Consider the following 23,749-nt stretch of genomic DNA (forward strand, 5'->3'; position numbering starts at 1 on the left):
CTGATGCACAGCCTGGCGATGAGTTCCCGATCAACATCACTGTTAACGAAGGTTCCTTCATCGATGCTAACAAGGAGAACATTGCTTTTGAGACAGCAAACGGCTGGATCAAGATCAAGGAAGAGGAGACCACCACTTCTGAGGAGACCACTACAACTACCACTACTACCACAACTGAGGGCGCTGCTGAGACTTCCGCTCCGGTAGTAACTACATCTGCAGTTACCACAACTAAGACTCCGGATGTTAAGCCTCCGAAGATGGGTGTAGACGGTGCTGCTCTGGGCGTTGTTGGCATGCTGTCCGCTGCTGCTGCAGCTGCTGTAGTTCTGAAGAAGAAGAAGGACTAATTCCGATTTCTCAGAAAGCATGCAAAAAGTATAAGCACTAACACAAAGAAAACGGTGTAGCGAAAGCTGCACCGTTTTTTGCATAGTTGTCCGGAACCCCACATAAAATGAAGGCGGGAGCAGAAGCCACTCCCGCCTTCTATATGCAAAAAAATAAGAGCCAATGGCTCTTATAAAAATAATGTAAAGTGAAACATATGTGTAGAACAAAAGAAAGGAGACAACAAAACGAGTGTAAATAACAAATTGCTTTTACACTGTTATTATTATACCCGAAAAAGAGCGAATCGTCAATCATTTTGGGCGAAAAATCGGGAAAGAGAAGAAAAATAGTGATTTTGCACAAAATTCCTGAAATGGATTCGGCATAATGATAAGCAGATTCTGCCGCAGCGGAATTTAAATTCGTGGGAATTCCCGAAAAACCGTGGGATATCCGCAATGTTTTAGAAAAAAGGTATTTACAAAAAAGGCGTTTTGTGATATCATGTATTGTAATGGGTATAGTGCGCGCCACGCACAATTGCCTAGGGCAATGCCCCTTGGATCCTTCCCGGAGCACTGCTACTAAATACTAGGAGGACAAACCAATGGCAAGAAAAAAGAAAACCATGGACGGTAACAATGCTGCCGCTTATGTATCCTATGCGTTTACAGAAGTAGCTGGCATTTACCCGATCACCCCTTCAAGCCCCATGGCTGACTACGTTGACCAGTGGTCCGCACAGGGTGTGAAGAATATCTTCGGGACCACCGTCAAGGTTGAGGAAATGCAGTCTGAGGCTGGTGCAGCCGGTACAGTGCACGGTTCCCTGAACGCTGGTGCGCTCACAACCACCTATACCGCATCCCAGGGTCTGCTGCTGATGATCCCCAACATGTACAAGATTGCCGGCGAACTGCTGCCGACTGTTTTCCATGTATCCGCACGCTGTGTTGCTTCTCACGCACTGAATATTTTCGGCGATCATTCCGACGTGTACGCATGCCGTCAGACCGGCTTTGCAATGCTGGCTGAGACCAACCCCCAGGAGGTTATGGATCTGGCTGCTGTTGCACATCTGGCTGCAATTGAGAGCCGTGTTCCTTTCATCAACTTCTTTGATGGTTTCCGTACCTCCCACGAGATCCAGAAGATCCAGGTTTGGGATTACGCTGACCTGAAGGAAATGTGCAACATGGACGCTGTGAAGGCATTCCGTGAAAGAGCTCTGAATCCGGAGCATCCCACTATGCGTGGTTCTCACGAAAATGACGATACCTTCTTCCAGCACCGTGAAGCATGCAACAAGTACTATGATGCTGTTCCCGCAATCGTTGAAAACTACATGAACAAGGTCAACGAGAAGCTGGGTACTGACTACAAGCTGTTTAATTACTATGGCGCAGCTGACGCTGACCGTGTAATCATTGCAATGGGTTCCATCTGCGATGTGGCTGAGGAAGTCATTGACTACCTGAACGCAAAGGGCGAGAAGGTTGGTCTGGTAAAGGTTCGTCTGTACCGTCCGTTCTCTGCTGAGAAGCTGGTAGAGGCAATCCCGGCTACTGCAAAGAACATTGCTGTTCTGGACAGAACCAAGGAGCCCGGTTCCATCGGCGAGCCCCTGTACCTGGATGTAATTGCTGCACTGAACGAGCAGGGCAGAACCGCCAACGTGATCGCTGGCCGTTACGGTCTGGGTTCTAAGGATACACCTCCGGCAAGCATCTTCGCAGTATACGAAGAGCTGGCAAAGGCTGATGCAAAGAGAAAGTTCACTCTGGGTATCCACGACGATCTGACCTATCTGTCCCTGGAGGAGAAGCCCTCCCCGAATACTGCGGCAGAAGGAACCATCGAGTGCAAGTTCTGGGGTCTGGGCGGCGACGGTACCGTTGGCGCAAACAAGGACTCCATCAAGATCATCGGCGACCATACCGACAAGTATGTACAGGCTTACTTCCAGTATGACTCCAAGAAGACCGGGGGTATCACCGTATCCCACCTGCGGTTCGGCGATCAGCCCATCAAGAGCCCCTACTACATCAACAAGGCTGACTTCGTTGCATGCCATAACCCCTCCTACATCATGAAGGGCTACAAGATGGTCAATGATGTAAAGCCCGGCGGTAAGTTCCTGATTAACTGCCAGTGGACACCTGAGGAACTGGAGAAGCACCTGAATGCTGAGACCAAGCAGTATATTGCAAAGAACAACATTCAGCTGTACACAGTAAACGCAATTGACATTGCCGCAAAGATCGGTCTGGGCAAGCGTACAAGTACCGTACTCCAGTCCGCATTCTTCGCTCTGGCAAATGTTCTGCCTTCTGAGGATGCCATCAACTATATGAAGGAAAAGGCAACCATGAAGTTCTCCAAGAAGGGTCAGGACATTGTGGACATGAACCACAAGGCTATCGACGCCGGTAAGGACGCTCTTGTGAAGATCGACGTTCCGGCTGCTTGGGCAACCGCTGTTGACACTGCTGCTCCGGAAGCATCCAAGGGTCCGGCTAAGCTGGTCAAGATGGTTGACGAGATCATGAAGCCTGCCGGCAAGATGGATGGTTACTCCATTCCTTGTTCCGCATTTGCCGATCATGTGGATGGTACCTTTGAGCAGGGCGCTTCCGCATACGAGAAGCGTGGCGTAGCTGTGATGGTTCCGACCTGGAACGCTGAGACCTGTGCAAAGTGCAACAAGTGTGCATTTGTATGTCCCCACGCTACCATCCGTCCCTTCGCTATGAACGCTGAGGAGGCTGCTGCTGCACCGGCAAACACCAAGAAGGCTCCCAAGCCCATCGTAAAGACTGATTACACCTATACACTGGCAATCTCCCCCATGGATTGTATGGGATGCGGCGTATGTATCGGCGTATGCCCCACCAAGTCCCTGACCATGGTTCCCAGAGAGGGCGAGGAGGATCAGCAGGCAGTATTCGATTACTGTGTTGCAAAGGTTTCCGAGAAGCCCGAGGTTGCTACCGACGCTACTGTCATCAGCAGCCAGTACAAGCAGCCGCTGCTTGAATTCTCCGGCTCCTGCGCAGGCTGTGCTGAGACCTCTTATGCACGTCTGATCACCCAGCTGTTCGGCGACAGAATGTATATTTCCAACGCAACCGGTTGTTCCTCCATCTGGGGCGGCCCTGCTGCAACCTCTCCGTACACCGTAAACAAGGACGGCTTTGGCCCGGCTTGGGCAAACTCCCTGTTTGAGGATAACGCAGAGCACGGTCTGGGTATGTACCTGGGTCAGAGAGCAATCCGTGAGCGCCTGATCAACGATGTAAAGACCATTGCAGGCTCTGAGAAGGTTTCCGATGCTGTGAAGGCTGCTTGCGAGCAGTACCTGAACACCCTGGAGGACGGCAAGGAGAATGCAGCAGCAACAAAGGCTTTGGTTGCAGAGCTGGAGAAGATTGACTGCGATTGCGAGGCTCGCGCTGACATCCTGGCAAACAAGTCCTACCTGTCCAAGAAGTCCATTTGGATCTTCGGCGGCGACGGCTGGGCATATGATATCGGTTTCGGCGGCGTTGACCACGTTCTGGCAACCGGCGAAGACGTAAACATTATGGTATTTGATACCGAGGTTTATTCCAACACCGGCGGTCAGGCTTCCAAGTCTTCCAACATCGGTCAGGTTGCACAGTTTGCTGCAGCTGGTAAGTCAATCGCAAAGAAGCGTCTGGCTGACATTGCAATGTCCTACGGCTACATTTATGTGGCACAGATTGCAATGGGTGCGGACATGAACCAGACCCTGAAGGCAATCAAGGAAGCTGAATCCTACCACGGCCCGTCCCTCATCATCGGCTACGCTCCCTGCGAGATGCACAGCATCAAGGGCGGTATGACCAACTGCCAGGCAGAGATGAAGAAGGCTGTTGACTGTGGTTACTGGAATAACTTCCGGTACGATCCCAGACTGGCAGCAGAGGGCAAGAATCCCTTCATGCTGGACAGCAAGGCTCCTACCACCTCTTATCGTGACTTCATCATGAATGAAGCACGTTACAGCTCCCTGACTCGTTCCAACCCGGAGAGAGCAGATAAGCTGTTTGCCAAGGCAGAACACACTGCAAAGGATAGATACGATTATCTGTCCCACCTGGCTGAATTCTACGGCGAAGTAAAGTAAGCAACCCATAAAAAGAGCGGCATGGCGAAAACCATGCCGCTTTTTTGCGTAAGGCAACGCCACACAATTCTTTGCGGTGTTGTCGTAAATAGAAAAGAACATGCCACAGCACCGGGATGACGCTGTGGCATGTTTTGTATAGTGGAATCAGCAGATCCGCTCTGTGATGAGTCCGCAGATTTCCTTTAAGTGCTGGGCGAAGAAGAAGTGTCCGCCGGAGAAGCCGAAATAGTCGCACTTGCCGCCGGTGAATCTGTCCCAGCCCCGGAGATCCACGTTCCGGAGAATGTGATCCTCCTTGCCGTACAGCACGGTGATATCACAGCCGAAGGGAGCTTCTTCCGGGGTCAGAGTGAACCGATCCGCCATGCGCACGTCCGTGCAGAGAATCCGGTTCAGCATCCGGCGCAGCTCCGGATCCGTATCCGGAATGGTGGTGCTGAGTCCACCCTGGGCGAAAAACTGCACCAGCTCTTCATCGGACAGATGGTCGGCGTTCAGCATCCTTGTACCGTCACAGGGGGCGCATCTGCCGGACATGAAGGCATGCCGGGGGGTGGGCAATCCGGCGGTTCGAGTCTGGCGGATCAGCTCCGCAGCCAGCAGGGTGCCCATGCTGTGACCGAACAGGGCGTAAGGCTCCTGTTCCAGCAGAAGGCGATGGGTCTGGATCAGATCCGCCACGCAAGCGGAAACCTCCGTCAGCAGTGGCTCCCCGGATCGGGTGAACCGACCGGAAAGCTCCATGGGCACCACCTTCAGATCCCGGGGCAGGTACCGCTTGAAGGTACAGTAGCTTTTGGCAGAGCCGCCGGCGTGGGGCAGAAAAAACAGTACCATGCTCAGCCCCCGATGGGTGTGCCCTTTTCGTTCAGCAGGTTGAAGATCTCTCCAACGGTGCTGATGGATGCCACCAGGGACAGAGGAATGTTCAGTTGATAGGTTTCCGTGATGTGGGAGCCCAGGCCGAACAGCCCCAGGGAGTCCAGATACAGGTCGTCATACACGTCGGTGCTTTCGGTGATCTCAGCGGCATCCACTCCAACGTAGTCGGAAATGTGCTGCTTGAATTCGTCCCAGTTCAGATTGTTCATGTTACTTGTACTCCTTTTTTCTCAGATACTTAAACTGAATTTTGCCGATGTCCTTGGGAATCTCCTCCACCAGAACCACCTTGTCGGGGATTTTGTAGGCGGACAGCTTGCCGTCAAAGTAGTGGGCAAGGGCGCCCCGGGTGATCCGGGCATCCCCCTTCGGCTGGATGTATGCCACGATCTGCTGCCCGATTACCGGGTGGGGTTCATCGGTAACAGCGGCAGCGGCAATATCCGGATGGGTCAGCAGGCATGCTTCCACTTCCTCCGCATGCACCAGGTTGCCGCCCCGCTTGATGATCCGCTTGCTTCTGCCGGCAAAGCGCACTGCGCCGCCGGGCAGCTTTGTCACCAGATCTCCGGTGCAGAACCAGCGTCTGCCCTGTTCGTCCCGGAGGATCTTTTCAGCGGACAGCTCCGGATTGCCGAAATATTCGGTGATGACCGCATCCGTAAATACGCACAGCTCGCCGGTTTCCCCTTCGTTGACCTCGTTCCGGTTCTCGTCCAGCACCTTCACGTCCGTAAAGGGCAGCTTCTTGAAGTCGCTGGGATCCGTATCCCCGTCCAACTGGGAATCCCACACCACCATGGTGGCGGTCTCGGAGGAGCCGATCACGTTGATGACCCGGATGCCCAGCCGGTGTACAAAAATGTCTGCCAGTTCCTTGGGCAGCACCTCGCCGGCAAAGTAGCATACCCGGACGCTGGACAGATCGTACTTGTCAAAATCCGGGGTGGACAGCAGCACCTTTGCCAGGGTGGAGGTGAGCTGGATCACGCTGATGTGGTATTTCTGGACGGTTTCCAGGAATGTGACCGGGTTGAACTGGGGCTGGTACAGCACGGTGCCCCCCTTGAGAGTCATTTGCAGTCCCATGCCGAAGCCCCCCTGGTGGTACAGGGTCATGCCCAGCATCATTACGTCCTCGGCGGTAAAGTGCAGGTGGGAGCCCATATCCTCCTGGGAGATCAGGAAGCCCTCATAGGGCACAGCCAGTACCTTTGGGGTGCCAGTGCTGCCGGAGGTGCATGCCAGGGACATGGTGTGTTCCGGTTCCGGGGTAAAGGGGGCGCATTCCATGCCGCAGTAGTCCCGCAGGAAGGTGTCCTCGGTGATGAATACCGGATCCGCCGGCAGCGCCTCCTGGGGAGCAAAGCAAATACACTTGTCCTGGGAAAGCTGTCCGGGTACCAGGGCGCTGACTGCGTCAATGATCCGGTTGTTCCGGTATCTCTCCGCCAGGAAACAGATCTTCACAGTGGTGGCAGGGCTCAGACGGGACAGCTCCAGACTGCCGCTCTGGGGATCCATGGGCACAGGCTGCGCCCCGATGCGGATGGCGGCCCAGTATACCAGGTACCATTCGATGCTGTTGGGCATAATGATGCCCACCTTGTCGTTGGGCTTTACTCCCAGCTTCTGCATGCCGGAGCCAAGCCGGGCGGTCATCTCCATAAACTCCCGGTAGGTCAGGGTGTTTTCATCAATCCGCAGCAGCACTTTATCCGGGGTCTCCGCTGCGTACTTGCCGTAGTAATCGAAAAATGTCTTACTCATGTTACTTCCTTTCCGTTAGACGATCCGCCAGAAAATCTGCTGCCAGATGCTTGACCCAGTGGAACTGCTCTCCCACGGGCATGGCATGCATGATGGTTTCCTCGGATACATAGGCAGGCTTTTCGGAAATGTAGATCTTCTCCTTGTAGCCGATGGCCTTGTCAAACAGTCGCAGGGAGGCTTCCGTGTCCATCCAGTTGTCGTCGTCGCTGTACGCCATCAGGAAATCACAGCCGACCGTGCCCTCCTCGATCTGCTTCATGCCCTCCAGATAGTTGTCTGCATACTGGAAGGAGGACCACCTGCCCCGTTTCATCCATACCGGAATGGAGCCTTGATCCGCAAAGTGCATCAACAGCGGGAACAGGCTGACGCAGCATTTTGTTTCCGGATGCTTGGCGGAGGCACGGAAGGCATAGCCGCCCCCCATACACAGACCAAAGTTGCCGATCCGGTCAGCATCCAGGTCTGCCCGATTTGCCAGGAAGGCGTAGATGCCATCAAAGGCAGCCTCCAGCATGGGGCCGCCGCACTTGATCCCGTTGTGGATCACGGCTGCTCCGGCACCGGGCATGTCCGGCGTCAGCACTGCGATGCCCCGTTCCAGCAACGGCTCTGCCAGCATTTCCAGCTCTTCCTTGCAGCTGCCGATGCCGGAATAGGTGATGACGCAGGGGTAGGGATCCTGGCTGCCATCGTCCGGGAAGTGCAGATATGCAGGCAGCACCCCTTCCTTGGTGGGGATCTCCACATATTCCACCTTATGGTCACAGTAGCCGGTGTACTGGCTGTAGGCATGTGCCAGACCGTCGTAGATCTCGGTTTTTTTGTCAATGTCCTCGGTGTTGATCATGTAGCAGGCATAGTGGCACTGTGCCGCCAGCTTGTAGTATGCCCGGGCGGAGATCCGGTGACCGCTGTCCACAGCCTGCCGGGCAAGATCGTTGTATTTTCGGATCTTCTCCGCCCATTCACCCAGCCATACGCTCTGGATCTGTTTGCCGCTCATCACCTTGATGCCGTCGATCTTCTTGAGGATGTATTCAATATCAAAGGGGTTTGCCCCGAAGATCATGGAGCGTGTCACCACCGGGTTCAGCAAATCTCTGATGGCCCATTTCATTGTGCGTCAGTCCTTTCCGGTATATTTCCAGGCACTTTCCCGTGCCATTTCTGTAAACTGCATGTAGATCCGGTGAGGATCCACGCCTGTATGCTGCCGGAACAGGGCAAGCATCCGATCCGCAAAACGATCCAGAAACGCTTGCTTTTCCTTGGAACATTCCTGGGGCAGCACATAGCGGAATTCCGCAAAAAATACTGTATCGCCGGTGCCGTTCATGCGCATATCGCAGGAATCCAGCATAGCCATCACCGCAGCCAGGGGCTTGTTGAGCAGCTCTGCCGCTGTTGTGGCGGTATCCAGCAGCAAAGCCTCTCTTGCTGCCGCATCCATGGGGTAGTTGGTTTTCAGTTGGCAAATTGGCATAGAAGTTCCTTTCGTGGGTTATTCGTATTTGCAGAACACCAGGGAAGCGTTGTGGCCGCCGAAGCCGAAGGAATTGGACAGGGCGGTGCGGATGCGCTGCGCTCGTGCAGTGTTGGGGATGTAGTCCAGATCCAGTGCAGGATCCGGAATGTCATAGTGCAGGGTGGGGGGCAGCATGCCGGTTTCGAGGGCTTTGACGCAGGCAATGGCTTCCAGGGCACCCCCTGCCGCCAGGGTGTGGCCGATGGCTGCCTTGATGGAGGACACGGGCACCTGCTTTGCCCGCTCTCCCAACAGAGACTTGACCGCCATGGTTTCATACAGGTCGTTCAGGTTGGTGGAGGTGCCGTGGGCGTTGATATAGTCCAGCTGCTCCGGCTGTAAGCCGGCGTTTTCCAGGGCGGCGGCCATGGTCTGTGCCATGCCGGCGCCGTCGGTTTTCGGAGCCGTCATGTTGTAAGCCTCGCTGTCCATGTGCGCCCCTGCCAGGGTACAGTAGATCCGGGCACCCCGTGCCTTTGCGGTCTGCTCCGATTCCAGGATCAGAGTACCGGCACCTTCCCCCATAATGAAACCGTCCCGATCCCGGGTGAAGGGGTGGCAGGCGGTTTCGGGATCCGGGTTCACGGACATGGCGAGGAGCTGGTTGAAGCCCTTGATGACGGAGTGGGTAACCGTGTTGGAAACGCCCCCTACGATCACCGTGTCGTACATGCCCGCTTCGATCATCTGCTTGGCAATCGCCATGGCATAGGCAGAGGAGGCGCAGGCGGTGCTTACATTGAATGCGGCACCGGTGAGCCCATACTTGATGGATACCATGGCAGGCAGCTCACTGGGCATTTTCCGCAGGGTGATGTTCAGGGGCTTGTCCAGCTCCGCATCCTCCAGAGAATTGTCAATGACCCCGTAGATCACAGCCACCCTGGAGCGGTCACAGGCAGTAAAGTCTATGCCGCTGTCTGCAACCGCTTCTCCGGCACTGGCGAGTCCGGTACGGGTGGCACGGGTGGTGGCGCTCAGCTGGCGTTTTTTCCAGTAGCGGGATGCTTCTGCTTCAAAGGAATCCGGCACCTGGGCAGCGACCTTGGTGTCATGCTCCTCTGTGGAGATCCGGGTAATGGGGCTGATGCCGCCCTTGCCGGCGATCAGATTCTCCCAGTATTCCGAAACGGTATTGCCGATTGCGGTGACTGCGCCCAGCCCGGTAATCACAACTCGATTCATAATTACACCTCAGAAAAAATAGTATCCCAGACCTGCGCTCCGGCAGGCTGGTAGGATGCAAAACCTGTGGTTTGGTAAAAACGATCCAGAACGGCGGAAAGCGTTTCCGCTCCGTATGCCTGATACAGTTCTTTTGGGGTCTGTGCCAGTCCCAATGTTTCCTGCATAGCACGAGCGAACAGCGCCCGATCCCCGTTGTATTCTCCCAGAGCGTGTGCCATTTCGTTCAGCAGCAAAGCGGTCATATCTGCCGTCGCCCGGGAAGCATCCCCGGATGTGTCCGGCATGTGGGCTGCTGCATAGTCCAGGAAGGACAGGGGCGCAGGGGAGCATCCCGCATCCAGCAGCTGCTTCATAGCGGTATGACCGTATGCCAGCAGCCCGGCGTTCCGGGGAATCCGGAACCGACCGGGGTCTGCTCCCATAAGCCCTACCCCCACGCTGTCCAGGATCTTGAACACAGGTGCGGTGGGCATCAGACCGGACAGCGCCTTGTCTAACTGTGCCGGGCTGACCCCGTATTGCTCCAGCAGCACAAAGCCATGGGCAACGGCACAGGACAGGATCTGGTTGAGATACATGTGGTAGGCGCCCTCCAGGGGCAGTGGCTCCTTGCCCCAGGGGCAGTGGCTCCTTGCCGATGCGCTGCACCAATGCGGCAACGGCTTCAGCGGTTTTTGCACTGGTTTCCGGCAGCAGGTTCAGCTCCACAAAGCCGGTGAGCCGCACCGGGTAGAAAAAGTGCATGCCGGTACACCGGGACAGATCCTGCACCGGGGCGAAAATGTCCGCCACCGGCAGGGAAGAGGTATTGGTCAGCAGCAGGCAGTCCGCCGGGACGATCTGCGCCAGTCTGGCGAACAGCGCCTGCTTGGCGGCAAGCGCCTCCGGGATGGCTTCCAGTACCAGATCGCAGCCGGCAAAGTCTCCGGGATCCGCCGTAAAGGTGACAGCCTGTTTCCGGTCTGCAAGCTGCTGCTCCGTCAGCAGCCCTCGCCGATGCTTCCGATCCAGCTGCTTCTGTAGGTTGGCGGCATGCATTTCCGTGTTGTATGGCTCCAGGATCACAAACCGATCCTCTCGGAGCTTGTCAAAGAGCAGGTTGAAAATATCCTGCCCCATTTTGCCGAATCCGGCAATGCCCAGCTTCATAGTTCTGCTCCTTCCTGTAGATACTGCCGAAGCAGGGGGAGACTGTCCTCATCAGAAAAATGCGCCCTGTGGCTGCTGATCCAGTCAATGAGTGCTACCGCCTGGGCATAGCCCTGTTTTTTGCCGCAGAGGAAATCCGCCCAGCCCAGAGCGTAAGCGGTTTCTGCCGGGATCAGTTCTCCGGACATGACCAGCCTGTAGGCGTTGGACATGCCGCACAGCTTAATGGTGCGTGCAAGCCCTCCCAGAGCAGGCAGGATGCCGAAGGTGGACTCCGGCTGTCCCACCCGGGCGTTTTTCTCACAGATCCGGTAATGACTGTTGACAGCGATCTCGCTGCCGGAGCCGATGCAGAATCCGGTCACCACGCTGACCACCGGGAAGGGCAGACTGCGCAGGAAGGTGAAATGCCGCTTTTGCTTACAGTGGGCAGGGGGCAGGCGCTTCCCGTCAAAGGACTCGGCAGCGGAACGCTCTGCCAGGGCATCCACATCGGCGCCCACGCTGAAATGCCTGCCGCCGCCCCGGATGATGAGCCCCCGGATGCCGGGCTGGGTGCTGCGAAGCTGAACCTGATCCATGATCGCTTCGTACTCCCGGAAAAATGCTCCGGTCATCAGATTGTTGCCGGGGGCGGACATGGTCAGAGTCAGGATACCGGCTTCTTCGGTCAGGGCAAAGGCTGTTTCTTCAGGCATGGCTCTTTCCTCCGTTCTTCTGTTCCATCAGCCGGTAAAAGGCAAAGGACTCCTGTTCCAGCACGGTCTGCACCGGGTCATGCCGGGCACAGAGGAAGCATGCAGTGATTTCCGCCGCCTGCTGTGGGGTCTTTCCTGCGAACAGCTTGTCCGTCAGAGCGGATACGCCCCCGGAAAAGCTATCCGCATCCTCTGTCAGCATACAGAAATTCTCCGGTTTTCTGCCGCACAGAAGCGATGTCCGCTCCGCCGGGCATGCACCGGTAAAGGGCACTGCACTGATGCGCAGATCAAAGGCAGCCAGCAGAGCCGGATCCCAGGTGTTTGGATCCGGCAGGGCAGCGGCGGTCAAAAAGGGAACCTGCGAAAGCCAGTTCCGCAGAAGGGCTTCCCGGGAAGATTCCGCAAGAAAAAAGCCGTCGGTCAGGAACACCAGCAGCATGCAGGGGGTTCCCAGCCGGTCACGGCTTTCGTATATTTCAAACAGGGATCCCGCATCCGTGACGGTGGTCACGAACGGGGTGGTTTCAATCTTCATGGCTGTCACGCTCCATCAGTTCTCGGGCTGCCTGGGGAATATCGCAGATGATCCGCTCCCCATTCACATAGGCAAGCTTGCCCCGGATGCGGCAGGCGGTCAGCCCGGTGTTTGCCTGTATGACGATATGGGTGTATCTGACCAGTCCGGCGGAGCAATGCATTTCGGTTTCGATCCGCACCGGATCTAAAAGATGCAGTTCGTGGAGATACCGCAGGCTGCTTTCCAGGATTACCGGAAACAGCCCTTCCTTTTGGAGCAGCTCCACCAGGCCGTATCGATTCAGGCAGTGCCACATGGCGGCTTCGGCATAGTTCAAGTACACCGCATTGTTCACATGTCCGAAGGAGTCCAGCTCGTACCCCCGGACGGTCAGTTCGTAAGTGCTTTTCATTTTGCTTGGTTCGCCTCCGCCAGGACTTGTTCAAAGCCGCCCTTGGAGGGATCCTCTACTCCTGCCTCTGCACGCTCCATGGTTTCCAGGATGGTGCGGATCTGGAGGGAGGTGTTGGTGCCGATCAGTTCCCGGAGAAACGCCTTGGCAGGCTCTAAGGGGTTCTTTCCTTCGCACAGGGTAGTGACCAGTCCTGCTTGCAGGGCATCCTGGGCGGTGAGCATTTCTCCCCGCAGGCACATGGACAGCGCCTTTTCCCTGCCCAGCAGCCGGTACAGCCGCTCCATGCCCCCCATGCCGGGGACGACTCCGTGCATGATCTCCGTCAGCCCCAGAAAGGCGTTGGGGGCGCAGATCCGGAACTGGCAGCTCAGAGCAATCTCCAGCCCGCCTCCGAAGCAGCCGCCCTGAATGGCGGCGGCAGTCAGAATGGGCAGGCGTTCGATGATGCGGAGCAGTGTTCGTGCAGCCTCCAGCTTCCGGGAGATGTCATTGTTGGCAGCGTCCCTGAACAGGGACACATCGGCCCCGTGAGAAAAGTGCCTGCCCTTGCCGGTGATGACAAGTCCCTTGATTCCGGGGTTGTCCCTCAGAAAATCCAGCAGCACGGACTGTTGAATAAATTCCGGCTCTGTCAGCAGGTTCTTTGGCCCGTTGTCCAGAGTCAAAACCGCAAGCGCTCCATCTGCCTCCAGGGTGGATAAATTGGAACGGATCATGGCTTACTGATTTACAATGTCGTTGCCGTACTGGTAAATCTTGCAGAACATGGTTACCACGTCGGACATGGTGTCCATGGGCGCCTTCAGCATGTACTTGCCGATGCTCTGAAGCTTGACGTCCAGGTCATACTTTTCTGCGGTCATTTCGATCAGCTCCACGAACATCAGGGAGTCGCTGCCCAGATCCTCCTGGGGATTGGTGTCCATGGTGATCTCATTTCTGTCCACTTCGCACTCCTCTGCGTAGTAATCAAAGATCATGTCCGTGATTTCCTGTCTGATTTCTTCGGTGATTTCTCTCATGGTCTGTTCCTCCAAAAATAGTTTGTATCATGAAAAATTATACGTCTTGCAGCGAATGAATTTTACACTTGCGGCTGCGGAGCCGGGAGAATTTTTTCACGGCACCGTTGGCGCTGACATCGTAGAATGCGGTCACGCCCAGTTCCTCCAGCTTCCGGAGGGCAAGATCCCACCGGATGGGCGTCATCACATTCCGCTGATTTTCCAGCATGATTTCCTGTCCGCTGGTCAGGATCCGGTTGTCGAATGCGGAAAGGATGGGGTAGTCCGGATCCCGGTAGGGGATGGATCCGCAGAAGTCCACATATTCCCGGGCATAGTTCGCCAGAATGGGGTGATGGTAGGCGATGCCGGTGCCGAAGGGGATCGCCTTGATGGCGCCCTCCGCCAGCATCAGCTCCAGTGCCCGGCGGACAGCCTCTGCCCTCCCGCTGATCATGGTGCAGAATACCGAATTGCCGCTGCCGATCACAAGCTCCTCCCGGGAAAACCGGGGGAACAGCAGCTGCTGTGCGTCCTCATATCCGAAGCCGATGACCACACCCATGTCCAGATCCATGCCGGCGTTGGCAAGGTTCTGCATGGTGGCACGGTTCATGAGAATGATATGGTGGGCAAAGGTATCCGGCACGGAGCCGAAGCAGGCACTGATGCTGACGATGCCGGAGCTGTACCCGGCGCCGATGTCCGGGACGATGCCCTGTTGGATGTAGTGATCAAACACCACCCGGTCGCACAGCAGGGAAATGAGCCATTCGGCAACCCGCCGGTCAAACGGGGTGTTCCGCTCCAGGTCGGTGTGCAGACCCAGCCGGGAAAATGCCTCATCCCTGGCGGTCAGATAGCGTTCCATCAGGACCGCAGGCAGATTCACCAGCAGCTTTTCCGGCTTGGATCCGATGCCATTGAATAAAAATGCAGTTTTATAATGATTCACAGAATGCCCCTTACAGATATACTATTCTTATGCTAGCATTTATAGTGAACAGTGTCAATATTCCGGGGCGGATGCAGGGGCAAGTTCGTTTAGATGGACAAAATAGGGGGGAATTTTGGGCTGTTTTTATGAAAAGTGTAAATTATACGCCCTGTATATTGCTTAGGCAGAAAAAGAACGTCTCCGGCGCAAAAGCGGAGACGTTCGGAAGGATCAGTCCACCTTGTCCACCTTCATCAGATTGGTGGTACCGGAAATGCCCAGAGGCAGGCCGGCAGTGATGACGACCATATCTCCTGTGTGGATATAGCCCGCCTTTTTGGCGGATTCCACAGCGTGCAGCAGCAGCTCATCGGAGTTGGTTTCCTCCTGGATCATCAGGGGGAGCACGCCCCAGGACAGGTTCATCTGCCGACAGATCCGCTCACTGGGGGTGCAGCTGATGATGGGGCAGGTGGGACGGTATTTGCTGATGAGCCGGGCGGTCTGTCCCTGCTTGGTGACGGTGACGATGGCCTTGGCGTTCAGGTCATGGGCAGTGGTCACGGTAGCGTGGGAAATGGCGGTGGCAATGTTGCAGAATACATCGGATTCCCGGCGGGAGAACCGCTTTTTATAGTCAATGTCTTTTTCCGTTGTCCGGGCGATCAGCGCCATGGTCTTGACGGATTCCACCGGGAAGGAGCCGGCAGCAGTTTCGCCGCTGAGCATAATGGCGCTGGTGCCGTCATAGATGGCGTTGGCAACGTCGGTGATCTCTGCCCGGGTGGGACGAGGATTGTTGATCATGGATTCCAGCATCTGGGTGGCGGTAATGACCTGCTTGCCGGCATTGTAGCCCTTGTGGATCAGATCCTTCTGGATGGAGGGAATCTGTTCAAAGGGGATCTCCACGCCCATGTCGCCCCGGGCAACCATGATGCCGTCCGCAGCCTCCAGGATCTCGTCGATGTTTTCCACGCCCTCCAGATTCTCGATCTTGGCAATGATGCGTACATCGAACCAGCCCAGGCTCTGGGTGAATTTCCGCAGATAGTTGATGTCCGCCGCAGTGCGCACAAAGCTTGCCGCAATGAAGTCAAAGCCCTGCTTTGCGCCGAATTCCAGGTCGTTCATGTCCGCATCGCTGAGGAAGGGCATGCTGAGCTTGACGCCGGGCACGTTGATGCCCTTATTGTTTGACAAGACGCCACCGTGAATGATCCGGCAGATGATGTCGGTTTCGGTGACCTTTTCTGCCAGCAGTTCTACTACGCCATCGTTGATGAGGATCCGGTTGCCGGCGCTGATGTCATGGGGCAGACGTTTGAAGGATACGCAGCCCTCCTTGGTGTTGCAGAGGATATCCCGGGTGGTGAGGGTATAGGTATCTCCGTCTTGGATCTTGACCGGTTCATCGTTCTCGAACTTTCCCAGTCGCACCTCCGGCCCCTTGGTGTCCAGCATGGTGGCGATGGGCAGACCCAACTCGTTCCGCAGGCGGCAGACCATGTCGAAGCGGCGCTTCTGCGTTTCGTAATCTCCGTGGGAAAAGTTGAAGCGGGCAACGTTCATGCCGCTCTTCATCAGATCCCGCAGCACGTCGATGGAATCCGTTGCGGGTCCCACCGTGCAGACGATTTTGGTTTTTCGCATATATGATTGCTCCTTTCAGGCACAGGTTTGTACACTCTGATGTATAGTATACAGGATTGCATCGGTTAGGTCAAGTTACATTTTGGCAAAAAAAGCGGGAAACATCGGCTTTCTTGTGGAACCGGCGGAAAAGGGCTCCCCGGAAGCCGGTTTTTTTGGCAGAAACACAATTGACGAGGGGAGGAGAATGTGGTATAGTAATCTGATGAAAATTTGAAATACGGAAAAGGAAGAGAATATGGAACAGACAGAGCTTTTGGGGAGCAAGGCGGAAAAGCGGCAGTTTCGGCGGATGGTGATGGCGCTGGTGGTGCCTATGGCACTGCAGAATCTCATCAATGTGGCGGTGAATGCGGCGGACGTGATTATGCTGGGCAAGGTCAGCGAGACCGCCCTGTCCGGCGCATCTCTGGCAGGGCAGGTGCAGTTTATCATGACCCTGATCTTCTTTGGCATCACCTCCGGCGCGGCAGTGCTGACGGCGCAGTACTGGGGAAAGGGAAATACGGGTGCCATTGAGCGGATCATGGGCATTGCCATGCGGATTTCCCTGTGCGTGTCCGTGGTATTTACCCTGGCAGGGGTGTGCGTGCCGGAGCTTTGTATGCGGATCTTCACCAGTGAGCCGGATGTGGCGGCAGAGGGTGCAAAGTACCTGCGGGTGCTGTCCTTTACCTTCCCGGTGATGGCGGTAACGATCATTTATCTGAATATCATGCGCAGCGTGGAGCGGGTAGTGATCTCCACAGTGGTATATTCCGTGTCCCTGGTGCTGAATATCCTGTTGAATGCAGTGCTGATCTTCGGTCTGCTGGGATGTCCGGCACTGGGCATTGTGGGTGCGGCGGTGGCAACCCTCTGTGCCCGGATCGCAGAGCTGGTGATCGTACTGATCTATGCCCGGCGGAAGGACCATCAGGTACACCTGCGGTTCCGGAACCTGTTTGTGAAGGATCCGGTGCTGTTCAAGGATTTTCTGCATTACGCCCTGCCGGTGATCCTCAATGAGCTGATGTGGGGCGCAGGCTTTTCTATGAACTCCGTCATCATCGGGCATCTGGGAAGTCCGGCGGTTGCCGCCAATTCCGTTGCCCAGGTGACCCGGAATCTGGCGACTGTGGTTGCGTTTGGAATCGCAAACGCCACGGCGATCCTGGTTGGCAGAACCATCGGGGAGGGGGACGTAAAGCGGGCAGAGGTCTATGCCAAGCGCTTTGTGCGGCTCACCCTGTGCGCCGGGGCTGCGGCTGCGGCAGTGGTGCTGCTGGTACTGCCCATCATGCACAAGGTCATGACCCTGTCGGAGCAGGCTCACAGCTATCTGACGGTGATGATGCTGGTGATGAGCTACTTTGTCTTTTTGCAGGCGTACAATACCACCATGGTGGTGGGGATCTTCCGGGCGGGGGGCGATACCCGGCTGGGGCTGATTATTGACGTAAGTACCATGTGGGGTGGCTCCATCCTGTTCGGTGCCCTCTGTGCCTTTGTGCTGAAGCTTCCGGTGGAGGCAGTGTATGTGGTGCTCATGAGCGACGAGGTCATCAAGGTGCCCATTACCACCCTCCGGTACCGACAGAAGAAGTGGCTCAAGAATGTGACCAGAGAACTGTAAGCCGGTTGCCTGAATTTTTTTACATTAGCAAATAGCATTGTCAAAACGCTTGCTTTTTTTCGCTTTATCCGGTATAATGGAGGTACAGCACCGGGAATGTCCGGTGTCAACGGAAAACGGTATGCGCCGTGTATATGAAAGGAGTCATTGATATGAAGAACGTAAAACGACTGCTGTCCTGCCTGGTATCAGCAGCAATGTGCATGTCCCTGCTGCCGGCAGCCATGATGCCGTCGGTTTCTGCGGAACAGGATCCGGAGTATATTCTGATGCTGGGAGACAGCATTGCATCCGGTTATGGACTGGCAGAGGGCGAATACAGGTATGCGGATTACCTGAAGGAATACCTGGGGATGGAATCCATCGACTATGCAAAGCCGGGTCAGACCACCGGGGAACTGCTGGAGCTGGTGAACAATGAGGAGGTACAGATCGACATTCCGCTGGCTTCCGTGATCTGTGTGTCCATCGGTGGAAACGATCTGATTGACACGGTGGAGGGCTACCTGAACACCCTGCTGGAAACCTACAACACCAACAACGGTACCTCTCTGACCCTGAAGGAATATATCCAGACTGTGGTTGCAGTGAATGACGACCTGCAAACCACCATGATCCTTAAGCTGACTTCTCTGCTGAACAAGGCTGCCAATACATACAAGACCAACATTCAGCAGATTGAGGCAAGCCTGCTGGAGCAGAACCCGGATGCGAAAATCGTGGTACAGACTGTGTACAATCCCATCAATATGGAGAATCCGGTTGTGAACGGGGTGGATTACTCCAGCAAGCTCAAGCAGATCCGGAAGTTTGCTTCCGAGCAGCTGCTGACTTTGAATGATGCATTGCAGCAGACAGAGGGTCTGACCTATGTGGACGTGAACGCTGCATTCAAGGATATGGAGTGGGTTTACACCAATATGGATCCCTCCAACGGCTTCTGGCAGATGGATGTACATCCCAACGCTCTGGGGCATGCAGTGATCGCAGCGGAGATTCTCAACAGCCTGGGGGCTGAGGGCGGCAGCTGTGAACAGTTTAACCAGGTGCTGCTGAACAATGCAGAAAAAATGAGCGATGCGGAATATGACCGGGTCCATGCGCAGCTGGATAACTTTATTACAACCGGCAAGGATGGCATTGTATACTCCATTGCCGGCGTCAAGGGCAAGCCCGGCGAGACCGTGGATGTGCCTATCACCATTTCCGGCGATACGGGTACTGCCGGCATGGTGCTGGAGCTGCAGGCGGATGCAGGTCTGACCATCAAGCGCCGTGTGGCAGGCAACGCATACGAAGGGGCGCCTACCTGGAATCCCAAGGCCCTGACCTATGTCTGGGCTACCGTAGACGGCAGAAACCAGGTTGCTGCGGATGGTGCCGTTCTGGCAACTCTCCAGTTCACCATTGCTGAGGACGCTGTCAACGGTATGTACGAGATCAGCTTTGATGAGGCGAAGTGTGATATTGTAGACGAAAATGGCGTTGCGCTGGACGTGACCTTTGAAAACGGCGGCGTGGAGGTATACGGCTCCACTGTACCGGAATACCAGCTGGGTGACGTGAACATGGATGGTGCTCTGACTGTTGCAGACGCAGTAACCGTACTGCAGGCATGCGCACAGGTTACAGCAGGCGGTGAAAGCCCGCTGACCAATCAGCAGAAGAAGCTGGCTGACATGAACCAGGACGGCAATGTTTCCGTTGGCGATGCAGTGGACATTCTGGTGACCATTGCACAGTCCATGGTGGGCTAAGAGCCGGATAAGCAGAATCATTGGGAAAAGCTGTGGGAAACCGCAGCTTTTCTTTTTGTCCGGCTTGCACTGACCGGGGAAGTGTGGTATACTGTTCCGTAGGACTGCGCAAAGCAGTGTGACAGAGAGTTTGCGAAATTCAGAAAGGACGTATCATGATTACTGTTTCCAACGTGAGCCTTCAGTTCGGGGGCAATACCCTATTCAAGAATGTGGATCTGAAATTCACCAATGGCAACTGCTACGGCATCATCGGCGCCAACGGTGCAGGCAAGTCCACCTTCCTGCGGATCCTGTGCGGGGATCTGGAGCCTACCACCGGAGAGGTCATCATTCCCAAGACGGAGCGGATTTCCGTGCTCAAGCAGGATCACTTTGCCTATGACGCTTATACGGTGTTGGATACGGTGATCATGGGCAACGCCCGGCTGTATGAGATCATGCAGCAGAAGGATGCACTGTACGCAAAGGAGGATTTTTCCGAGGCGGACGGGGAACTGGCAGCGGAGCTGGAGGGGGAATTTGCGGAGCTGGACGGCTGGGAGGCAGAATCCAACGCATCCAAGCTGATCCAGGGTCTGGGACTGGATGAATCCCTGCTGTATCAGCAGATGTCCGCCCTTACCGGTAACGAGAAGGTGAAGGTACTGCTGGCACAGGCGCTGTTCGGCAATCCGGATATTATCCTGCTGGACGAGCCTACAAACCACCTGGACATTGAGGCGATCCGGTGGCTGGAGGAATTTCTGGCGGAATACTTCGGAACGGTGCTGGTGGTATCCCATGACCGGCACTTCCTGAACAATGTATGTACCCACATTGTGGATATCGACTACACCAAGATCAAGATGTATGTGGGTAACTATGAGTTCTGGTACGAATCCAGCCAGATGATGCAGCGGATGATCAAGCAGCAGAACAAGAAGGCGGAGGAAAAGATCGCAGAGCTGAAGTCCTTCATCGAGCGGTTCTCCGCCAACAAGTCCAAGTCCAACCAGGCCACCTCCCGGCGGAAGCTGCTGGAGAAGCTGACGGTGGAGGAGCTGCCTGCCTCCAGCCGGAAGTATCCCTTCATCGGTTTTACCCCGGATCGGGAACTGGGCAAGGAGATCCTGCAGGTCAGCGATCTGTGCAAGACTGTGGACGGGGTGCCTCTGCTGCATCATGTCAGCTTTACCCTGGGGCGCACGGATAAGGTTGCCTTTGTGTCGGAGGATGAGCATGCCATTACCATGCTGTTCAAGATCCTGATGGAGGAGGAACAGCCGGACAGCGGCAGCTTCAAGTGGGGAGTATCCACCTCTGTATCCTACTTCCCGGTGGACAATTCTCCCTTGTTCAACGGCTGTAAGCTGTCCATCCTGGACTGGATGCGGCAGTTTTCCGCCAACGATGAGACAGAGACCTATCTGCGGGGATTCCTGGGGCGGATGCTGTTTTCCGGGGACGATATATTCAAGCCGGTGGAGGTGCTGTCCGGCGGCGAGAAGGTGCGGTGCATGTTCTCCCGGATGATGCTGTACGGCTCCAACGTACTGGTGCTGGATCAGCCCACCAACCATCTGGATCTGGAAAGCATTACGGCAGTGAACAACGGACTGGAAAGCTTCAAGGGGGTTGTGCTGTTCTCCTCCCATGACCATGAAATGCTGCAAACGGTGGCGAACCGGGTTATTGAGCTGACGCCGGAGGGATGCATCGACCGGCAGGGCACTTATGAGGAGTATCTGGAATTCCGGAAGAACAAAAAGGCGTGACCAATGGAATCATATAAATATGATCTGCATGTGCACACCCGGGAGGGCAGCGCATGCGGCAGAGCATCCGGCGCAGAAATGGCGGAGGCGGCTGCACAGCAGGGCTATGCGGGGCTGGTGATTACGGATCACTTCTTCAACGGGAATACCACCGCTGCGCCGGAGCTGTCCTGGCAGGAGAAGGTGCAGGTGTTGAAGGAAGGTTATCTCCACGCCAAGCAGCGGGGGGAGCAGCTGGGGCTGGAGGTATTCTTCGGCTGGGAATTCGGCTACAGCGGCTCGGATTTTCTCACCTACGGACTGGATACGGACTGGCTGCTGGCGCACCCGGATGTGCATAAGCTGCCCCTGTACGACTATTTGCAGCTGGTGCGGCAGGCGGGCGGCATGACCATTCATGCTCATCCCTTCCGGGAGGCATGGTATGTACATGTCATGCGGCTGGTGCCGGAGCTGGAGGATGCAGTGGAGGTGTACAATACCTCTCACCAGGACCCGGCGTTCAATGCCCGTGCCGCCTGGTATGCGGAAGCCTATGGGCTGACCGGCGTGTCCGGTTCGGATGCCCACAGCCAGGAAGCACTGAAGGGGGGCATTTTGCTGCCCCATCCGGTACACAGCATCCGGGAGCTGATGACAGCCATCCGGAACCGGGAAATGGTGGGGCTGTGTACGGGAACAGAAATAGAATGGAAATCAGAAAGGAGAGACCGTGACAGCGGTCGGAGGTAGTTATGGAGCCGGATGGCAGTCGAATATGGATTTATGTGTTGCTGATCCTGGTGTTTGCTCTGCTGAAGGGAGTATACACCGCCTGCGAGTATGCGGTAACGGAGGTCAACGACAGCAAGGTCAAGACCCTGGCGGAAACAGACCCCAGGTATGCAAAGTTGTTGAAGCTGATCGAGGCGCCCCAGAAGATGATGCTGGCGTTTTCCATGCAGCGTGCTCTGTCCTGCGTGATGATCTCTATTTTAGCAGTGATGCTGCTGGATGCGGTGCTGGATACCCGGGTGGAGCTGCAGCTGCTGCACGGGGGCGCTGCAGGGTGGATCCGTGCCGGTATGCTGGCAGGGCTGCTGCTGGTGACTACGGTGCTGATCTCCTCCCTGACGGAGCAGCTGCCGAAGCGGTTGGTGCATCGGCACATTGACGGCTTTGCGGTAGGCTGCGTAGGGGCGGTGCGCCTGTTGACCTGGGTGCTGGCACCGGTGGCGTTGCTTGCCCATGGCTTGACCTTTGTGGCATGCAAGCTGTGTGGTCTGCCCACGGATGATGTACGGGACAGCGTTACCGAGGAAGAAATCCGGATGATGGTGGAAGCAGGAAACGAGACGGGTGCCATCGAGGAAAGCGAGCGGGAGATGATCAACAACATCTTCGACTTCGGGGACACAGTGGTGTCCGAGGTGATGACTCACCGGACGGACATCATCGGGGCGGAGCTGCACGCAAAGATCGGGGACATCGTGTATCTTGCCATCAACGAGGGGGTATCCCGGATCCCGGTGTATGAGCAGACCATTGATAACATTGTGGGAATCGTGTACGTAAAGGATCTGCTGTGCCTGGTGGGCTGTGAGCATTGTGAGGATTTCACCCTGGAGCAGTTCCGGCGGGATGCTCTGTACATGCCGGAGACCTGCAAGTGCCGGGAGGCGTTTGAGCAGATGACCCGGGCAAAGCAGCAGATGGCGGTCATTTCGGATGAATACGGGGGGACTGCGGGCATTGTGACCATGGAGGATCTGCTGGAGGAGATCGTGGGGAGTATTCAGGATGAGTACGACGATGAGGCATCGGAGCTGGAGCAGCTGCCGGATGGAGGCTATTCCGTGGACGGTGCGGCGGATCCGGAGGATATCCTGCCTAAGCTGGGGGTTGCTGTACCGGAGGATAACCAGTATGATACCATGAGTGCACTGATGGTGGATCTGCTGGGGCGGATTCCGGAGAAGCAGGAACGACCTGCGGTGGAGTATCAGGGGCTGAAACTGACGGTTTTACAGACAGAGGACAACTGGATCTCCCGGATTCGGGTGGAGCAGCTGAGACCGGCAGGGGAGCCGACAAAATAACATTTTATAATGCACAAACAGACCAGAGTTTTCAACAGGTTTGTTTGTGCATTATTTTTCTGCAAAACGCCTTGACTTTTTTCAGCATCCATGGTATGATATTAAAGCTGTCACAGACGAGATAAAATCACCTCAAAAAAGAATTTGAAAAAATTCAAAAAAGGGGTTGACAAAATCGAAAAGATGTGATAGAATAAAAAAGTACCCCGCAGGAGCGGAAAACCTGGTATCTTGAAAATTGAACAATACGAAACACGAAAAACCCTTGAAGATTCAAGGAACCGAGAGGTTTCATGAGTTTTGGAAAGT

General features: G+C 55.6%; 21 protein-coding genes and 1 pseudogene. 7 read left to right on the forward strand and 15 right to left on the reverse strand.

Annotated elements, in window-relative coordinates; translation table 11 throughout:
- Both QVO51_RS01965 and nifJ read left to right on the forward strand, forming a co-directional pair.
- The coding region (locus QVO51_RS01965; protein ID WP_288167750.1) for a hypothetical protein at window positions 1-350 on the forward strand (350 nt) is incomplete at its 5' end.
- Between the two features lie 590 nt (window positions 351-940).
- Window positions 941-4,483, forward strand: a complete 3,543-nt coding sequence (gene nifJ / locus QVO51_RS01970; protein ID WP_022357015.1) for a pyruvate:ferredoxin (flavodoxin) oxidoreductase — start codon at window positions 941-943, stop codon at window positions 4,481-4,483.
- Between the two features lie 147 nt (window positions 4,484-4,630).
- Here nifJ and QVO51_RS01975 read toward each other — a convergent pair whose 3' ends face one another.
- The 15 genes and pseudogenes from QVO51_RS01975 to pyk all read right to left on the reverse strand — a co-directional run bounded on the left by QVO51_RS01975 (window position 4,631) and on the right by pyk (window position 16,233).
- Window positions 4,631-5,323 carry a thioesterase II family protein gene (locus QVO51_RS01975; protein WP_022357016.1) on the reverse strand — a complete coding sequence of 231 codons (693 nt, stop codon included), beginning with the start codon at window positions 5,321-5,323 and terminating at the stop codon, window positions 4,631-4,633.
- A 2-nt stretch (window positions 5,324-5,325) separates the two neighbouring features.
- Window positions 5,326-5,577, reverse strand: a complete 252-nt coding sequence (locus tag QVO51_RS01980) for an acyl carrier protein (protein ID WP_022357017.1) — start codon at window positions 5,575-5,577, stop codon at window positions 5,326-5,328.
- Between the two features lies 1 nt (window position 5,578).
- A complete protein-coding gene (locus QVO51_RS01985) occupies window positions 5,579-7,138 on the reverse strand; it encodes a class I adenylate-forming enzyme family protein (protein WP_022357018.1) in 1,560 nt (519 codons plus the stop codon).
- 1 nt (window position 7,139) lies between these two features.
- Window positions 7,140-8,261, reverse strand: a complete 1,122-nt coding sequence (locus QVO51_RS01990) for a dienelactone hydrolase family protein (protein ID WP_022357019.1) — start codon at window positions 8,259-8,261, stop codon at window positions 7,140-7,142.
- A gap of 6 nt (window positions 8,262-8,267) precedes the next feature.
- Window positions 8,268-8,627: a hypothetical protein gene (locus QVO51_RS01995; protein ID WP_022357020.1), complete on the reverse strand. Its 360-nt coding sequence runs from the start codon at window positions 8,625-8,627 to the stop codon at window positions 8,268-8,270.
- Between the two features lie 18 nt (window positions 8,628-8,645).
- Window positions 8,646-9,854: a beta-ketoacyl-[acyl-carrier-protein] synthase family protein gene (locus QVO51_RS02000; protein WP_022357021.1), complete on the reverse strand. Its 1,209-nt coding sequence runs from the start codon at window positions 9,852-9,854 to the stop codon at window positions 8,646-8,648.
- A gap of 2 nt (window positions 9,855-9,856) precedes the next feature.
- Window positions 9,857-10,435, reverse strand: coding sequence for a hypothetical protein (locus QVO51_RS02005; protein ID WP_022357022.1), 579 nt, complete (start codon window positions 10,433-10,435; stop codon window positions 9,857-9,859).
- A 100-nt stretch (window positions 10,436-10,535) separates the two neighbouring features.
- A pseudogene (locus tag QVO51_RS10820) lies at window positions 10,536-11,006 on the reverse strand (3-hydroxyacyl-CoA dehydrogenase NAD-binding domain-containing protein); the annotation flags it as partial.
- A complete protein-coding gene (locus QVO51_RS02015; RefSeq protein WP_022357023.1) occupies window positions 11,003-11,704 on the reverse strand; it encodes an enoyl-CoA hydratase/isomerase family protein in 702 nt (233 codons plus the stop codon). The pseudogene QVO51_RS10820 and the gene QVO51_RS02015, both read right to left, overlap by 4 nt.
- Window positions 11,697-12,242, reverse strand: coding sequence for a hypothetical protein (locus QVO51_RS02020; protein WP_022357024.1), 546 nt, complete (start codon window positions 12,240-12,242; stop codon window positions 11,697-11,699). Before QVO51_RS02020 ends, QVO51_RS02015 begins: the two co-directional genes overlap by 8 nt.
- Window positions 12,232-12,636: an acyl-CoA thioesterase gene (locus tag QVO51_RS02025; RefSeq protein WP_022357025.1), complete on the reverse strand. Its 405-nt coding sequence runs from the start codon at window positions 12,634-12,636 to the stop codon at window positions 12,232-12,234. Before QVO51_RS02025 ends, QVO51_RS02020 begins: the two co-directional genes overlap by 11 nt.
- Complete coding sequence (locus QVO51_RS02030; RefSeq protein WP_022357026.1) at window positions 12,633-13,355, reverse strand: enoyl-CoA hydratase/isomerase family protein; 723 nt, start codon at window positions 13,353-13,355, stop codon at window positions 12,633-12,635. The genes QVO51_RS02025 and QVO51_RS02030 overlap by 4 nt, the downstream gene beginning before the upstream one ends.
- Before the next feature lie 3 nt (window positions 13,356-13,358).
- The gene (locus QVO51_RS02035; RefSeq protein WP_022357027.1) at window positions 13,359-13,661 is read right to left on the reverse strand and encodes an acyl carrier protein; all 303 of its coding nucleotides are present in this window, start codon (window positions 13,659-13,661) and stop codon (window positions 13,359-13,361) included.
- 37 nt (window positions 13,662-13,698) lie between these two features.
- Window positions 13,699-14,598: a hypothetical protein gene (locus tag QVO51_RS02040; RefSeq protein ID WP_022357028.1), complete on the reverse strand. Its 900-nt coding sequence runs from the start codon at window positions 14,596-14,598 to the stop codon at window positions 13,699-13,701.
- Between the two features lie 213 nt (window positions 14,599-14,811).
- The gene (pyk, locus tag QVO51_RS02045; protein ID WP_022357029.1) at window positions 14,812-16,233 is read right to left on the reverse strand and encodes a pyruvate kinase; all 1,422 of its coding nucleotides are present in this window, start codon (window positions 16,231-16,233) and stop codon (window positions 14,812-14,814) included.
- Between the two features lie 238 nt (window positions 16,234-16,471).
- Between pyk and QVO51_RS02050 the strand changes: the two genes are divergently transcribed.
- The 5 genes from QVO51_RS02050 (at window position 16,472) to QVO51_RS02070 (ending at window position 23,440) form a co-directional block, all read left to right on the forward strand.
- Complete coding sequence (locus tag QVO51_RS02050; protein WP_022357030.1) at window positions 16,472-17,848, forward strand: MATE family efflux transporter; 1,377 nt, start codon at window positions 16,472-16,474, stop codon at window positions 17,846-17,848.
- A gap of 152 nt (window positions 17,849-18,000) precedes the next feature.
- Window positions 18,001-19,605 (forward strand): GDSL-type esterase/lipase family protein, encoded by a 1,605-nt coding sequence (locus QVO51_RS02055; protein WP_022357031.1) that lies wholly within the window; start codon window positions 18,001-18,003, stop codon window positions 19,603-19,605.
- A 155-nt stretch (window positions 19,606-19,760) separates the two neighbouring features.
- A complete protein-coding gene (locus tag QVO51_RS02060; protein ID WP_022357032.1) occupies window positions 19,761-21,362 on the forward strand; it encodes an ABC-F family ATP-binding cassette domain-containing protein in 1,602 nt (533 codons plus the stop codon).
- 3 nt (window positions 21,363-21,365) lie between these two features.
- Complete coding sequence (locus QVO51_RS02065; RefSeq protein ID WP_022357033.1) at window positions 21,366-22,094, forward strand: PHP-associated domain-containing protein; 729 nt, start codon at window positions 21,366-21,368, stop codon at window positions 22,092-22,094.
- 2 nt (window positions 22,095-22,096) lie between these two features.
- Window positions 22,097-23,440, forward strand: a complete 1,344-nt coding sequence (locus tag QVO51_RS02070; protein WP_022357034.1) for a hemolysin family protein — start codon at window positions 22,097-22,099, stop codon at window positions 23,438-23,440.
- Window positions 23,441-23,749: the final 309 nt, after the last annotated feature.

This window comes from Ruminococcus sp. CAG:379 (assembly GCF_000434255.1).
Lineage (GTDB): Bacteria > Bacillota > Clostridia > Oscillospirales > Ruminococcaceae > Ruminococcus_F > Ruminococcus_F champanellensis.